Below are 14,229 nucleotides of genomic sequence, written 5' to 3'. Positions count from 1 at the left end.
CAGAAATACTTCATGCATCATTTACTTATACTTTACCAAATTACATGTTGATAGACGATTTAGAATACAATACAGAGCGTGAGCATTTGATCATTCCCGAATATGGGAGACATCTTCAAAAAATGATCAACTACGCTAAAGAGCAGCCAACAAAAGAAGAGCGCAATAAAGTTTCAAAAGCAATCATATCTGTAATGGGCAACTTACAGCCGCATTTACGTGATGTGCCAGATTTTCAGCATAAGCTATGGGATCAATTGTTCATTATGGCCGATTTTAAATTGGATGTGGACTCACCTTACCCAGAACCTTCCGAAGAAGAATTGACTGAGCGCCCAGAACCTTTGGCTTACCCACAAAATTATCCTAAGTATCGTTTCTACGGAAACAATATCAAAACCATGATCGATGTGGCAAGAACTTGGGAAGATGGCGATTTGAAGGAAGCTTTGATTTTTACCATCGCTAATCACATGAAAAAGTGCTTTTTAAACTGGAATAAAGATACAGTTGAAGATGACGTGATTTTTCACCATTTATTTGAATTGTCTGACGGAGAAATCAACTTGAAGAAGAAGGATGAAGATTTGACCGATGCTACCAGTTTGTTGCGTAACAAGAAAAAATACGCCACAACCAATAAAAAGACATATCAAAAAAAGAGCAACACCAACCGAAATAGAAAACGCTACTAATTACGTTTCATGGCAACATTTATTATTGAAGGAGGTCACCAACTTAAAGGGAAAATCCAACCTCAAGGCGCAAAAAACGAAGCACTTCAAATATTGTGCGCAGTACTTCTCACTCCAGAAGAAGTAAAAATAGATAACATTCCAGACATTATAGATGTCAACAAATTGATGGCGTTGCTCAAGAAATTGGGCGTCAAGATCAATGAAGTCTCAAAAGGATGTTGCACGTTTAAGGCAGATGAACTGAATCTAGATTATCTCAAGTCAGCCGAATTTAAAGAAGACGGTAAAGGCTTGCGAGGTTCCATAATGATTGTTGGCCCGTTATTAGCGAGATTTGGTATTGGGTACATCCCAAAACCAGGAGGCGATAAAATTGGACGACGTCGTTTAGACACCCATTTCGAAGGTTTTATTAAACTAGGTGCCAAATTTAGATACAACAAAGAAGAGTATTTCTACGGTGTAGAGGCAGACCAGCTCAAAGGAACTTATATGTTGCTCGATGAAGCATCGGTTACGGGAACCGCCAACATTGTGATGGCAGCGGTTTTAGCAGAAGGGACTACCACAATTTATAACGCTGCTTGTGAACCGTATTTACAGCAACTCTGCAAAATGCTTAATCGCATGGGTGCAAAAATTAGCGGTGTTGGGTCTAACTTACTCTCTATAGAAGGTGTTAAAGAATTGGGAGGCACAGAGCACCGTATGCTTCCGGATATGATTGAAATAGGAAGCTGGATAGGTCTTGCGGCAATGACCAAGAGTGAATTGACCATCACCAATGTAAGTTGGGATGATTTAGGACAAATTCCTAGTGTTTTTAAAAAAATCGGGATAACAGTAGAGCGTCAAGGCGATGATATCCATATCCCAGCACATACCAATGGTTACGAGGTGCAAAATTATATTGATGGTTCCATTCTAACGGTTGCAGATGCACCGTGGCCAGGATTTACGCCAGATTTATTGAGTATTGTCTTAACGGTTTTAACCCAAGCTAGAGGAAGTGCGCTTGTACATCAAAAAATGTTTGAAAGCCGTTTGTTCTTTGTGGATAAATTGATTGATATGGGAGCAAAGATCATTCTTTGTGATCCGCACCGTGCTACAGTGATTGGTCACGATTTCAAGTCCACATTAAAAGCAACAACTATGACGTCGCCAGATATTAGAGCGGGAGTATCATTGTTAATTGCAGCACTTTCGGCTAAAGGAACATCTACCATTCATAATATCGAGCAAATTGATCGTGGCTATGAAAATATAGACACACGCTTAAGAGCAATTGGTGCTAAGATTACTCGTGTAGATTAATTTCGTTTGTTCTGAAAGCAGACCCTCAAGTGGTTGCGGGAAGAGATTTCTTAAATTCTTTTAGATTAAGCTTTTGGCTTGTTAAGATTGTCTTAAATCAACAAGATAAGTGGCTTATGCTATGGGTATTCCTCTCATTAGTCCTAGTTTTGTGACTCACAAAAAGATTTTTAAAATTATGAGTCAGGTAAAAGAAAACGATACCGTAAAAGTACATTACACAGGAAAATTAAAAAACGGGCAAGTCTTTGACAGTTCTAAAGATCGTGAGCCATTAGAGTTCACCTTAGGTCAAGGCATGTTGATTCCAGGTTTTGAAACTGCGGTTATTGATATGAAAGTAAATGATAAGAAAACTGTAGATGTTCCTGTAGAACAAGCTTACGGAGAAGTCAATAAAGAAATGTTCCATAAAGTAGAAAGAGAGCATTTGCCAGAAGATGTAAAACCAGAAATTGGTTTAGGTTTAGTATCTAAAGATGCTCAAGGTAATGAGCACCAATTTAGAATTGCAGAAGTAAAAGAAGATCATATTATAGTAGATGGAAATCATCCACTAGCTGGTCAAGAATTGGTTTTTGACCTAGAATTGGTTGAGATCAAATAAAAGACCATTTCTTATATATAGAAATTAGTTTGCAAAAAAAAGACCGTCTATTTCAGACGGTCTTTTTTTGATTTATCACTCAATACGTCTATAATTTTCTGCATACACCTTATTGCCGTCCTCGTCCATCTCAATTTGGCTAAAGGTGTCATCCTTCACCTGGAGTTCATAATTAAACGCTTTTTTATCGTCAATAATCTTGCTCATCATTTCAGAGCCGTAATCTAGAACTTCAATCAGTTCATCACCTTCTACTTTATAGTTTCCGTAGCCAAACCATTCCGAAGAATCCGAAGGAAATTTTTTGCTCCACATCACTTTAGTTGGAGTGTACATTTTTACTTGACGGTATCCTTCTTTCCTATAAAAAGAATCGGTAACTACGTTATCCACATAATTATAATAGCCCACCAACTCCCAGGCTCCTTCTAAATTAATTTTTGCAACCTCGGGCTCTGTATTTGCATTGGCGTTGTTTTGGGTTGGGTTTCTATCATCAGTTTTACAAGAAAGCGCCAAAAGACACATAAGGGATAACACTATAGAAGTTTTCATGATGATGAGGATTTAAGATGAAACTGCAATATAATTTACGAAAATTATAAAGATGATCTTGTTTTTTTGAATAAAGATTAGCTTGGATTTAGCGGTTGTCAACAGTTGACACTCTGCATTTCTTTTCTATCAAACTAAAAGATGTTGAGGTGAGTTATAGGTAAGTACTATTATTGAAGTAGTTAGCACATTTAGAATGAGCAGTAATTTACAAAAGTGTTCTAAAGGTGAGATTAATTCTACTCCCAATCTCTTTTTTGGTTTTTGCGATTTGATGAAGCCAATGGTGTTGCATTTCTCCTTTCATAATCAATAAACTTCCGTGTTCTAAGTTGAGCTTATAGCGCTCTTCTTTTAACGTTCTATGTTTAAAATGAAATGGTCTAACGGCTCCTAAACTTACCGATGCAATTACTGGATTCTTACCCAATTCCTTTTCGTTATCGGCATGCCAACCGTTACTATCACTTCCGTCTCTATAAAGATTGAGCAATACCGAGGTGAACCGATGGTCAATTTCTTGTTCTATGTTTTTTTTAATGTTTAGTAATTCTGGAGTAAGAGGCTGTGGATGCATGGTAATATTAGAGTATGTGTAAGGTGTGTTGTTCTCGGCAAATAGCGCCGTTAATCTTGGCTGCTTATAGGTTTTACCAAATATTGTAATATTGTCTTCTTGCCAATTGGTGATTTCTTTTAAATCTTCAAAATACTGCGTTGCACGGAAGGTGGATAAAAAATTTGGGATGTAAATTAATTCTGCATTTGGCAGTTTAAGAGTGGTTTTTTCTTCGGAAAATAAATCCATCGCTAAATTTTTATCTAAATTAGCGATATCATGAAGCGCATCAAAATTATCATACTTTTATTTATAATAACCAGCTTGGCATTTACGGTACAAGACCGAAAGCCACTTCCAGATGGTTTTGTTCATGTAAAGTCGCTCATTCCAGATCTCGATGTAGAGCTACGTTACTATACATCCCATAATTTTGTGGGAGATACTATAGACGGTTACCAAGCAAATGCGTTGATACTTAGTAAACCAGCTGCGGAAGCTTTGAAAAAAGTACAAGATGATCTTCAAGAACACAATCTTTGCCTTTTAGTGTACGATGGATACCGCCCTCAAACGGCGGTTAATCATTTTGTGCGTTGGGCCAAACAGATCAATGATACCATTAATAAACAGGAGTTTTATCCAAATGTCAATAAACGCAATTTATTTAGAGATGGTTATATCGCTTCAAAATCTGGACATAGCCGCGGTAGTACGGTAGATTTAACCATTATAGATGGCAACACCAATAAGCCTTTAGATATGGGGAGCCCTTATGATTTCTTCGGAAAATCCTCTTGGGTGGCACATGATGCGCTTACACCCGAACAAAAAGCGAACAGACAACGCTTACAAGACGTGATGAAAGCCCATAATTTTAGAAATTATCCTAAAGAGTGGTGGCATTTTACCTTGCGGTGGGAACCCTATCCAAAAACCTATTTTGACTTTATGGTCGAGTAGTGTACCATTAATGCCCCTTCTTCAAACAATATAGGGCATTTATATCTGCATAAAAATGAACTGGAGCCCTACTAAAACTTACATTTTCATCTAATTACAAGATCATGGTAATTCATGTCATATTAACACGTACTTTTGCGCGTTCAAATAAATTTTGATATGAAGCGCATAAACGAGTATAAAAAACTCTTTGGAGTTGAAAAAGGTCTTGAATTAAAGACGTTGAAAAAAACTTACAGAGATTTGGTGAAAGAGTGGCACCCTGATAAGTTTCAAGATGGAGACGTTTTGAAGGAAGAGGCCGAGCTACAGAGTCGTAAAATTATTGATGGCTACCACTTTTTAGTGAGTATTGCACCAGAGACCATAGCTGCAAATTTACCAGCCTACACAGAGACCATTAACAATTCTGGGATTGCAGATTATGTTCATAAAGGGCTGTTGTTGGAAATTACATTTCAAGATGGATCTACTTACGAATATTTTGGTGTTAGTAAACAAGTGTACATCAAAATGATCAATACAGACAAGCTAAATCGATTTGCGAAGCGTAACATTTTTCCAAAGTACACCTATAGAAAGACCAAAAGAACTTTAGAGCAGGCGTAACACCAAAGTGTATTTTCTTTTTTGAATACAGCTAGTGATTTCAATTTAAGGCTTCCTTTTTGCGGAGCTCTGGGGCTGGAAATGTAAGCGGGCTTCGGTTTTTATCATAATTTTGTAAACCAAAGGTCCTGTTTATGAATAAAAACGATCAGGAAAACAATATATCAAAAAAGCCCTGGCCAACCAAAGCCGCCATGCAACAAGTGTATGATATGCATCTTTGGGGTGGCCATGATAGCGATTTTTACTCGGGGGAAGGTTCTCACCGCCCAGAAATTATAAAGCCCTATATAGATGTCGTTAGCACATTTTTAAAATCCTTTGCAAATCCCATTACGGTTTGCGATTTGGGCTGTGGAGATTTTAATGTGGGGAAAGAGCTAGTGCCACATACCAAGCGTTATGTGGCAGTAGACATTGTAGAAAATCTTATTGCTCGCAATAAAAGAGCGTTTAAAGGGGTTCAGCTAGAATTTCAATGTTTGGATCTTGCAATTGATGATCTACCCCCTGCAGACTGTGCCTTGCTAAGGCAAGTATTACAGCATCTTTCTAATGCCGAAATACAACACATCGCCAATAAGTTATCCAATTACAAATATGTCATCATTACTGAGCACCTTCCTAAAGGTGATTTTGAACCCAATAGGGATATAATTTCAGGTCAAGGCACGCGACTCAAAAAGCAAAGCGGTGTAGATGTATTGGCTGCACCTTTTCATTTTAAAATGTCAGAGGCAACAGAGTTGCTATCCCTCAGTTCAGACATCTTTAAAGGACGTATTGTCACGATGCTTTACAAGATGTTTTAAAACAATAAGGTATTGAGCCACAGAAAATCCTCTCATTAATTACCATTCATTAATATGTCCTTCGGAATCATAATGATCCTTCCAAGCACTCTTTTGTCAATACATTAACAGTGCATTAGATTACAGCTTAAATATAATCGATACATTTGCATTTATCAATGTATTTATAAGCTTATGGAGTTAAAACAAGTTGAGAAAATATCAAAGGCTTTAAGTGATGTAAATCGCTTAAAGATTTTACAATACATGCAAAACAATCAAGGAAAAATGGAGTGTACGCATGCTTGTAGTTTATTGTCTTTAGCCCAACCTTCCATTAGTCACCACATAAAAAAATTAGTGGAGGCTCAACTCATACATCAGCATAAAATTGGCCGTAATTATCACTACTCACTCAATCATGAGGTGTGGGATCATTATACGCTCGCGCTGAGAAATCTCTAATGTTTATTTTATAATACATTGAAAATTTTAAATATATAAATACATAATTCATATTGAATACACAAACAGCATATTCTATATTAGACCTTGCAATCGTATCACAAGGACAGTCTTTACCCGAAACTTTTGACCATTCTTTGGCGCTTGCACAAGCAGCAGATAGTGAAGGGTATAAGCGTTATTGGCTAGCAGAGCATCATAACTCTGATGCTATTGCCAGCAGTGCCACATCCATTTTAATTGGCAAAATTGCCGAGGGAACGAAACGGATTAAAGTAGGCTCAGGAGGTATCATGCTACCCAATCATTCTCCTTTAATAGTTGCAGAGCAGTTTGGAACTTTAGGAATCTTATATCCAGATAGAATAGACTTGGGACTAGGTCGTGCACCAGGTACAGACCGGGAAACAGCAAATGCCATTCGTTCTGATTTTTATCAGGCAGCAATGTCATTTCCAGACGAGGTTCAAAAGATCCAAAATTATTTCTCAAGTGATAATGCTACAGAAAAGGTGCGAGCAACAGTGGCTGAAGGTGTTTCTGTACCGCTTTATATTTTAGGGTCAAGTACAGACAGCGCTCATTTAGCTGCTAAAAAAGGATTGCCTTATGCCTTTGCAAGTCATTTTGCAACAGCACAATTGATGGAAGCCCTAGCAATTTATCGTAATGAGTTTAAAGCTTCTGAGGTTTTAGATCAGCCATATACCATGGCCGGTGTCAATATTATTATAGCAGATACCGATGAGGAGGCTGAACGTATTTCAACCTCACTCTACAGAATGATTATTGGTTTGTTGACCGGTAAAAGAGGATTTATGCAGGCCCCAACTGAAATGACAGAGGACTTGAGCGAACTGCGCCAACATCCTTCTGTACTTCAAATGCTGAAATATTCTTTTATAGGCAGCAAACAAACCGTGAAGCAAGAAATCGAAGCGTTTCTTGAAAAGACTCAAGTAGATGAGCTCATCGCGGTGACCAATATTTATGACGGTGAAGATCGTATTAAATCTTATCGTCTCTTCGCCGAAATTATGCGCGAACTAAATCAGGACTGATCCTAACCTAACATTGAACTTAGGACATGCTCTTGAGTTTTTTTCTTAGCATGCACAAAACCCCTAACTCTTGACGGGATAGATTGGCATTCTTTTTTAAAAGTCGATCCACTTCTTTCTGAAAATAATTAATGGTTTTGCCATTAGTGTACTCATCAATAACGCGAGGATCAATATAAGAACTGCGAGCTACGGACGGCGTATTGCCTAGGTGCTCGCTTACTTTTACCACGGCATCACGAATGTTTTTATCGAGTAGCTTTTGGTCTTGTTCGTCAGGTGCTCCAATTTCATCCAAAGTAATCGCTGCAATTACAGTGCCTGCCCAAGTTCTGAAGTCTTTAGCAGAAAATTCTTCGCCCATGATGTCTCTAATGTAGTCATTAAGATGATCGCTTTTGACATCTTGCTTCTGGCCATCTTCATCTATAAATTTGAAAATTTCATACCCTGGTAAATCGTCAATTTCTTTTACAATTTTAGCTAGCTTTTGATCAACAATATGTCGTTCTTGCTCTTTGCCAGATTTACCGATGTAATGAAATACCAGCTCATCACCATCTATTTGTAAATGTTTGCTGCGCATGGTGGTAAGTCCGTAGCTATGGTTTTCTTTAGAGTAACGATCACTTCCTGGTCTAAAATATGCGGCTTCTAAAAGCCGCACCATACAAGCCAAAACCTTTTCTTTTCCTAAGGTTCGTTTACGAAGATGCTGGCCAGTGACTCTGCGCATGTGCTCTAATTGATCTGCAAATTGTAGAATACGATCAAATTTTGCTTGATCTTGTTGTTTGCGGTATTTTGGGTTATAGATGTACTGTTTTCTATCCTTATCATCTCTACCGGTAACTAAGATTTTAGCTCCCCTTTTTCTGTCAATTTCAACATCGGTCCAAGCAGGAGGAATCACAAGAGATTTAAACCATTCTTTTAATTCTTTATCTTTTACGGTGGTGTCAGATTCATCAACATAGCGAAAGCCTTTGCCATGTTTTTTACGATAATACATCATTCAATTTTTTTGAATTAAATTTAAAAAAAAATTAAAATACTATCACTAAGATTATTGACTCATACGCACAGAAATCATCTTCTGAAAATTTGATCTCACTTGTTTCGAAGAGAAAAAAACGAATACCTTGAAAGATTACATACAAATTAAACGCTTATGCGGATCCCAAGTAAGTTCATGCTATTTCAAAATGCGATACACGGGATAGCGCAAATGTGCCTTCTCATAATTGCTACTTTGTTTATGCAGCCAATCTAACTGTGCGTACCAATTGTTTGCAAAATCAGGATCATAAGTTTTCTTCAAATTAAAATCAATCTTTAATTGCGGATTTTTTTCTAATAAATCAGCGGCCTTATCCTCCCAAACGTAGGGCGAAAACCCTTCTTTTTGTTGTAAAATCGTATCAAAGAAATTCCAACTAAAAAAAGAATCTGTTGCTTGTGGTTCTAAAGTTTCCAAAAGGTATCGAAAGGCTGGCTGATTGGTGCTTATATAATAATCACCTTTATAAAATTGTTGTTGGTTTTGAGAAGTTGTCACTTGGATATCGTAATGCGGGTAATGCCCCTCATAAGCTGCAGTTCGAGTTTTGTAATCCTTGATATGGTAGGTGCTCACGTTTAGGAGCGTATCCTTTTTAAAGACCGTCATTTCAACTTGATTCAGTTGCAACAGTCCTATAATTGACCACCAGCCTTGGGGGATTACATAGGCTTCTGGAACCGCTACTTCTAAACTGGGTTTAAAATAGTCTTGATAACTAATGTCTTTGGTAAATGGTTGATTGCGGTCATACTTTAACCTATTGGTACCTGTAATTTTACTTGGGATGCGTTCTCCCTCATAACCTTTAAACTGAAGCGTAGCGCTTTTAGTGGTATCGACTTCCCATTGTATGGGATAGCTCGTTTGAGCTTTATTTTGGGTTTGAACGTTATGTCTCAATTCTGAAATGTGAGCGCCTTCAAGCTCAACAATTGCAATCATACTTTTCATGAGTGCATAAGTGCCTTCTACCCGCTGCTTATAGGGTTTGAGCATATGGGTTTCTACCATCATCCCTAAGGTGTTCCAGAGTGTGGTGTAGCCTGTAGAATAGCGAGGTGAATCCATAAACTGTGAAAATCCTTTTTCTGGAACGCTATTAAATACATTGACGTAAGGTGTGATATCCCATGATTTTTCGGCAAGTTGTTGCTCTAATTGAGGCATCATCTCATTATGGAGATAGTTGCCTAGTTCTCCTCCTAATTTATTGTGCTGCGTAAACAAGTGGGTGAGCGTATATTGATAATCGGCGCCGTTGCTCACATGATTGTCAATAAAAACATCTGGCTGTACCAAATGGAAGATTTTAGCAAAGCTTTTGGCATTTTTAGTGTCATTTTTTATAAAATCACGGTTGAGGTCGTAGTTTCTAGCGTTTCCTCTAAATCCGTAAGCTTCGGGTCCATTCTGGTTGGTTCTGCTGGTCGAGTTTCGGTTAAGGGAGCCTCCAATATTATAAACGGGAATTGTGGCCAATACGGTAGATTTTGGCATCTCTAATTTGCCTTGTACCAAGTCACGAAATAAGAGCATCGTCGCATCTATGCCATCTGGCTCACCAGGATGAATCCCGTTATTGATGAGTAAGATGCGTTTGTTGTTTCTCAAATTTTCAAAATCGAAATTGGCATCGGCATTTAAGGTCACCAAATGAAGTGGTTTACCAGAATCTGTAGCGCCAATACTTTGGATATTGACTTCGGCATAGGCATCAGCCAAATGCTCATAAAAGGAAATGATCTCATCATAGGTTGCTGTTTCTTTTCCGTTAGAACGTTCAAAACGGGTTTCAAAATTGAATGGTTCTTGTTTGTTTTCCGAAGAACAAGAGCAAAGCAGCAGGATTAAAAGGCCAAGTTTTTTCATGCCTAAACTTAAGCAATTTGATTTAATAATTTAGTTGGATTTCTTTCATCTAACATTTCAAAAATATTAATTTCGCATTACTTAAAACTCGCATAATTTATGTCTCAAGTCACTAATTCTATTCTCATGATTCGTCCTGTCCACTTCAGAATGAATGAGCAAACTGCAATAAATAATTACTTTCAAGAAGATTTAGCTTTAAAGAATACCGAAATCAACCAAAAAGCACAAGCAGAGTTTGATGCTTTTGTTGAAGAATTACGTGCAGTAGGAGTACATGTGATTGTAGAGCATGATGATAAAAATTCAGACACTCCAGATTCTATTTTTCCTAACAATTGGGTGAGTTTTCACAATAACGGTGATCTCGCTATATACCCTATGTTTGCTGAAAACAGACGAAAAGAGCGCCGTGAGGAAGTCTTTGTAAGATTGGAGGAAGAGGGTTTTGTCATTAACAATATTATAGATTACACTAGTGCCGAAGAAGAAGGAGTGTATTTAGAAGGCACTGGAAGTTTGATTTTAGACCGTGTAAATAAAAAAGCCTATTGTGCGCTATCTCCTCGTGCAGATGAGGATTTGTTTATCGAATTTTGTGAAGATTTTGAGTACACGCCAATCATTTTTACGGCCAATCAAGACGTGAATGGAAAACGGATGCCGATTTACCATACGAATGTTATGATGTGCATTGCCGAACATTTTGCAGTGATTTGTTTAGATACCATCGATGATAAAAAGGAAAAGAAAGCCGTGGTCAGTAGTTTGAAGCAAGATGGTAAATCGGTGATTGCTATTACCGAAGCACAAATGCATCAATTTGCGGGTAATATGCTGCAGGTTCTTGGGAGTGAATCGCAGCGGTATTTAGTGATGAGCAAAACAGCACATGACAGCTTAACTAAGCAGCAAATAGAAGCGATTGAAAAGCATTGCCCTATTTTATCGAGCGATTTAAAAACCATTGAGACCTGTGGCGGAGGTAGTGCCAGATGTATGATGGCCGAGGTTTTTCTGCCAAAAGACTAAGGCTTTTAAAAACTGTTTTGGAGATGCTTAGGGGTAAATTTACTTAGGATCCATTTTAGGAAGCTCAACGTAAAATTTGGTGCCAATGCCTATTTTACTTTCAACCCAGATTCTCCCTTTGTTCAGTTCAACCAATTCTTTACAGATGGTTAAACCTAATCCGGTTCCTTTTTCATTGTTGGTACCGTTCGTGGTGAAATTTTCTTTTTGAAACAGTTTATTGATGTTCTCTTTTGAAATTCCCACACCAGTATCTTCAACACAAATTAAGGATTTACCGTTATGATCGTTGTTTGACACCGTGATCACGTCGCCGCGTTTTGTAAATTTAACAGCGTTGGTAATGAGGTTTTGAATCACAATTTCGGTCATGTTTTTATCGGCATAGATAAAATCACGGTGGCTTTCATCCACCAACCGAATGCCTTTCTGTTCCACTTTCTGTTCCACTAAGCTCATTTTATTGTGAAACACTTCTTGAATATTAAATATTTCGGGCTTAGGCTCAATGTTTTGCATTTGAGATTTAGACCAGTTCAATAGATTGAAAAGAAGTTCCATCGCGTTATCAGCATTCTCACTTAATTCTGGAATGAGATTTTGAAATTCTTCTGGAGAAATATTACCCTCCTTAATCAAATCGATAAACGCTTTTATAGAAGAAATCGAATCTTTAAGATCATGAGAGACGATAGAAAAAAGACGGTCCTTGACTTTATTGACTTCTTCAAGATTTTCGATACGTTCGGCATAAGCCTTATTTTTTAAACGCAATTGATCACGCTCAATGGTGGTGTTTTGATCTGTTACTTCTGCAGTAAGAGGTGTTCTCTTTTTATCATTTTTGAACAAAAGAAATACAATTGCAGCAACGGCGATAATCAAAAGAGCGGCAAGAACATAAGAAACAAGATTGTCCTGATTGGTTTTATCTTGATTTCTTTTGACGATGACGTCATCTGGAGTGGCAGGTGGGTTAGTGTTGATCACCACTTGTGGCTCAGATTTTATTTGCTCTGTATTCTCAGGAAGCTTCGCAATGGTCTCATGCTCTAATTCTGTTTTAAGGTCAAAATATTTCCCTTGCCAAAAGAAAGCATTCTGGTAGCTGCCTTTTGTAGAATCAATTTCCTTTTGCAGCCTGTAATTGGTAAGCAATTGATTTTTATCATCTATTTTAATAGCAATATTGTAAGCTTCGTTAACTTGAGTTCGCGCTAACTGCACATTACCTTGTACCAAATTAAGTTCTCCAATAGCATTTAAAGCTCGTATTAGCCCCTCATCATTATTTGCTCTTCTATTATATTTTAGGGCTTCAACCAAATAGTCTGCGGCTTTTTCGTAATTTTTATATTGAAGGTATTCATATCCAATTCTTGGAAGCACATCACTTTTTAAGGTATCTGCTTTTGAACTAGACATAAGCTGCATGAGTTTTTCATAATATTCAATTGCCTTACGGTGCTCTCTACGTTGAGAATACAGTTGTGCAATATTTTTATATGAAGATATAATAGCAGCATTATCTCGTAAACCTTCCCGTACGTTAAGCGCCTTAAGATTGTATTCTAAAGATTTATCAAATTGATTGGTGTTGAAATATGCTTCAGCAAGACTATTATAAGCCGTTGAAAGTTCTTGCCTTAAATTGTTGTCTTCAAATACAGCTATAGCAGATAAGGAGTGTTCTAAGCCTTTAGTATAGTTGCCACGCTTAATTTCTATTAGACCAACGCTATTGTTTACTTTGGCAACCCCTAGAGTATCTCCTAATTCTATGTAATAATTTTTAGATTTACTAAAACCATCTAGCGCATTGTAATAATCATTTTTAGTGGCATAGATGAGTGCCTTGTAGTAATGGACGTCGGCAATTCCCTTTTTGTAATTGAGTTGTTTGGCAAGGCTTTCGGTTTGATCGATGTAGAGCAATGCTGTTTTATAGCTTTCAGCATAGTACAATGCCTTCACCAATAGCACAGAGGTATCTACTTTCGCAGAGTCTTGCTTCTGGTAAGCTAAAGTCACGGTAAGGCTGTCTATTCTATTTGTTTGCGAAAAACAAAAGAATACAGTACACAAAGCAGCCAATGTGAATAACTGCTTCATACGTGAGTATGCAGATTTAAAATTGCAAAATTATTTCGGCAAAAATACCTTAAGAGGGATGGGTAAAAGTGACTCGAAAATAATAATGACAATCTCGTAAAAGATTGGTTATTATATATCATCAAGTTTGGGACTTAGATTAATAGCAATCCAAAAATGAGTAAATCAATCCTAATACCCTAATTTTTGGGTTTTAATACCGAAAAATTAGTTAAAAAGCCATCCGCGATTATTGAAAACATCGACGAATAGATAAAAGGCAAAAAAAACGGAGAAACGGCGCTTTCATCGATGAAATGCACATTTGCCTAAAATTTGTTCTAAAATTGCTAGATTTTAGAGCCAGTAAAATTTATAAAAACACAAGGATATATCGGGATTTAGTAACTTAAATCTATAGTACAATAACTAGACTTTTATGGATATATAAATAGTAAGTGTGAGCATTTTTTTATTTTAAGGTTAATATTGATTTCGAGGTTTTGGTGTTTGTGATAAGCCCAACAATTTAATGAACTGCATTTTTTA

General features: G+C 37.2%; 14 protein-coding genes. 9 read left to right on the top strand and 5 right to left on the bottom strand.

Annotation, left to right across the window (positions count from 1 at the left end; translation table 11 throughout):
• Window positions 1-47 precede the first annotated feature (47 nt).
• The 3 genes from P176_RS0102950 to P176_RS0102940 all read left to right on the top strand — a co-directional run bounded on the left by P176_RS0102950 (window position 48) and on the right by P176_RS0102940 (window position 2,622).
• Window positions 48-695, top strand: coding sequence for a DUF4290 domain-containing protein (locus P176_RS0102950; protein WP_026753300.1), 648 nt, complete (start codon window positions 48-50; stop codon window positions 693-695).
• 9 nt (window positions 696-704) lie between these two features.
• A complete protein-coding gene (gene murA / locus P176_RS0102945) occupies window positions 705-2,015 on the top strand; it encodes a UDP-N-acetylglucosamine 1-carboxyvinyltransferase (RefSeq protein WP_026753299.1) in 1,311 nt (436 codons plus the stop codon).
• A gap of 178 nt (window positions 2,016-2,193) precedes the next feature.
• Window positions 2,194-2,622, top strand: a complete 429-nt coding sequence (locus tag P176_RS0102940) for a peptidylprolyl isomerase (protein ID WP_026753298.1) — start codon at window positions 2,194-2,196, stop codon at window positions 2,620-2,622.
• A gap of 75 nt (window positions 2,623-2,697) precedes the next feature.
• Here P176_RS0102940 and P176_RS0102935 read toward each other — a convergent pair whose 3' ends face one another.
• Complete coding sequence (locus P176_RS0102935; RefSeq protein WP_026753297.1) at window positions 2,698-3,177, bottom strand: hypothetical protein; 480 nt, start codon at window positions 3,175-3,177, stop codon at window positions 2,698-2,700.
• A 208-nt stretch (window positions 3,178-3,385) separates the two neighbouring features.
• Window positions 3,386-3,985, bottom strand: a complete 600-nt coding sequence (locus P176_RS0102930; RefSeq protein WP_026753296.1) for an alpha-ketoglutarate-dependent dioxygenase AlkB — start codon at window positions 3,983-3,985, stop codon at window positions 3,386-3,388.
• A gap of 30 nt (window positions 3,986-4,015) precedes the next feature.
• On the opposite strand from P176_RS0102930, the gene P176_RS0102925 reads away from it, so the two are divergent.
• The 5 genes from P176_RS0102925 (at window position 4,016) to P176_RS0102905 (ending at window position 7,625) form a co-directional block, all read left to right on the top strand.
• Window positions 4,016-4,699 (top strand): M15 family metallopeptidase, encoded by a 684-nt coding sequence (locus P176_RS0102925; protein WP_026753295.1) that lies wholly within the window; start codon window positions 4,016-4,018, stop codon window positions 4,697-4,699.
• A 159-nt stretch (window positions 4,700-4,858) separates the two neighbouring features.
• Entirely contained in the window at window positions 4,859-5,308 is a 450-nt protein-coding gene (locus P176_RS0102920; protein WP_026753294.1) for a KTSC domain-containing protein, read from the top strand.
• A gap of 134 nt (window positions 5,309-5,442) precedes the next feature.
• Window positions 5,443-6,120, top strand: a complete 678-nt coding sequence (locus P176_RS0102915; protein WP_026753293.1) for a bifunctional 2-polyprenyl-6-hydroxyphenol methylase/3-demethylubiquinol 3-O-methyltransferase UbiG — start codon at window positions 5,443-5,445, stop codon at window positions 6,118-6,120.
• A 174-nt stretch (window positions 6,121-6,294) separates the two neighbouring features.
• Complete coding sequence (locus tag P176_RS0102910) at window positions 6,295-6,564, top strand: helix-turn-helix transcriptional regulator (RefSeq protein ID WP_026753292.1); 270 nt, start codon at window positions 6,295-6,297, stop codon at window positions 6,562-6,564.
• Window positions 6,565-6,617: 53 nt separating this feature from the next.
• The gene (locus tag P176_RS0102905; RefSeq protein WP_026753291.1) at window positions 6,618-7,625 is read left to right on the top strand and encodes an LLM class flavin-dependent oxidoreductase; all 1,008 of its coding nucleotides are present in this window, start codon (window positions 6,618-6,620) and stop codon (window positions 7,623-7,625) included.
• 19 nt (window positions 7,626-7,644) lie between these two features.
• Here the strand turns inward: P176_RS0102905 and P176_RS0102900 are convergent, their stop codons facing one another.
• Window positions 7,645-8,640: a DNA topoisomerase IB gene (locus P176_RS0102900; protein ID WP_037348663.1), complete on the bottom strand. Its 996-nt coding sequence runs from the start codon at window positions 8,638-8,640 to the stop codon at window positions 7,645-7,647.
• Between the two features lie 180 nt (window positions 8,641-8,820).
• Window positions 8,821-10,557 carry a M14 family metallopeptidase gene (locus P176_RS0102895; RefSeq protein ID WP_026753289.1) on the bottom strand — a complete coding sequence of 579 codons (1,737 nt, stop codon included), beginning with the start codon at window positions 10,555-10,557 and terminating at the stop codon, window positions 8,821-8,823.
• Between the two features lie 99 nt (window positions 10,558-10,656).
• On the opposite strand from P176_RS0102895, the gene ctlX reads away from it, so the two are divergent.
• On the top strand, window positions 10,657-11,589 hold the full coding sequence (ctlX, locus tag P176_RS0102890) for a citrulline utilization hydrolase CtlX (RefSeq protein ID WP_026753288.1): 933 nt from the start codon (window positions 10,657-10,659) through the stop codon (window positions 11,587-11,589).
• Between the two features lie 39 nt (window positions 11,590-11,628).
• Here the strand turns inward: ctlX and P176_RS0102885 are convergent, their stop codons facing one another.
• Window positions 11,629-13,701, bottom strand: a complete 2,073-nt coding sequence (locus P176_RS0102885; RefSeq protein WP_026753287.1) for a tetratricopeptide repeat-containing sensor histidine kinase — start codon at window positions 13,699-13,701, stop codon at window positions 11,629-11,631.
• Between the last annotated feature and the right edge of the window lie 528 nt (window positions 13,702-14,229).

The organism is Sediminibacter sp. Hel_I_10 (assembly GCF_000688335.1).
Lineage (GTDB): Bacteria > Bacteroidota > Bacteroidia > Flavobacteriales > Flavobacteriaceae > Psychroserpens.
The sequence above is the reverse complement of the archived record's forward strand: the minus strand, read 5'-3'. Positions and strand labels throughout refer to the sequence as shown.

Excerpts from the sequence above, each read along its gene's own strand:
- murA (WP_026753299.1), top strand. The coding sequence starts at position 705 with ATGGCAACATTTATTATTGAAGGAGGTCACCAACTTAAAGGGAAAATC.
- P176_RS0102940 (WP_026753298.1), top strand. The coding sequence starts at position 2,194 with ATGAGTCAGGTAAAAGAAAACGATACCGTAAAAGTACATTACACAGGA.
- P176_RS0102935 (WP_026753297.1), bottom strand. The coding sequence starts at position 3,177 with ATGAAAACTTCTATAGTGTTATCCCTTATGTGTCTTTTGGCGCTTTCT.
- P176_RS0102930 (WP_026753296.1), bottom strand. The coding sequence starts at position 3,985 with ATGGATTTATTTTCCGAAGAAAAAACCACTCTTAAACTGCCAAATGCA.
- P176_RS0102925 (WP_026753295.1), top strand. The coding sequence starts at position 4,016 with ATGAAGCGCATCAAAATTATCATACTTTTATTTATAATAACCAGCTTG.
- P176_RS0102920 (WP_026753294.1), top strand. The coding sequence starts at position 4,859 with ATGAAGCGCATAAACGAGTATAAAAAACTCTTTGGAGTTGAAAAAGGT.
- P176_RS0102915 (WP_026753293.1), top strand. The coding sequence starts at position 5,443 with ATGAATAAAAACGATCAGGAAAACAATATATCAAAAAAGCCCTGGCCA.
- P176_RS0102910 (WP_026753292.1), top strand. The coding sequence starts at position 6,295 with ATGGAGTTAAAACAAGTTGAGAAAATATCAAAGGCTTTAAGTGATGTA.
- P176_RS0102900 (WP_037348663.1), bottom strand. The coding sequence starts at position 8,640 with ATGATGTATTATCGTAAAAAACATGGCAAAGGCTTTCGCTATGTTGAT.
- P176_RS0102895 (WP_026753289.1), bottom strand. The coding sequence starts at position 10,557 with ATGAAAAAACTTGGCCTTTTAATCCTGCTGCTTTGCTCTTGTTCTTCG.
- ctlX (WP_026753288.1), top strand. The coding sequence starts at position 10,657 with ATGTCTCAAGTCACTAATTCTATTCTCATGATTCGTCCTGTCCACTTC.
- P176_RS0102885 (WP_026753287.1), bottom strand. The coding sequence starts at position 13,701 with ATGAAGCAGTTATTCACATTGGCTGCTTTGTGTACTGTATTCTTTTGT.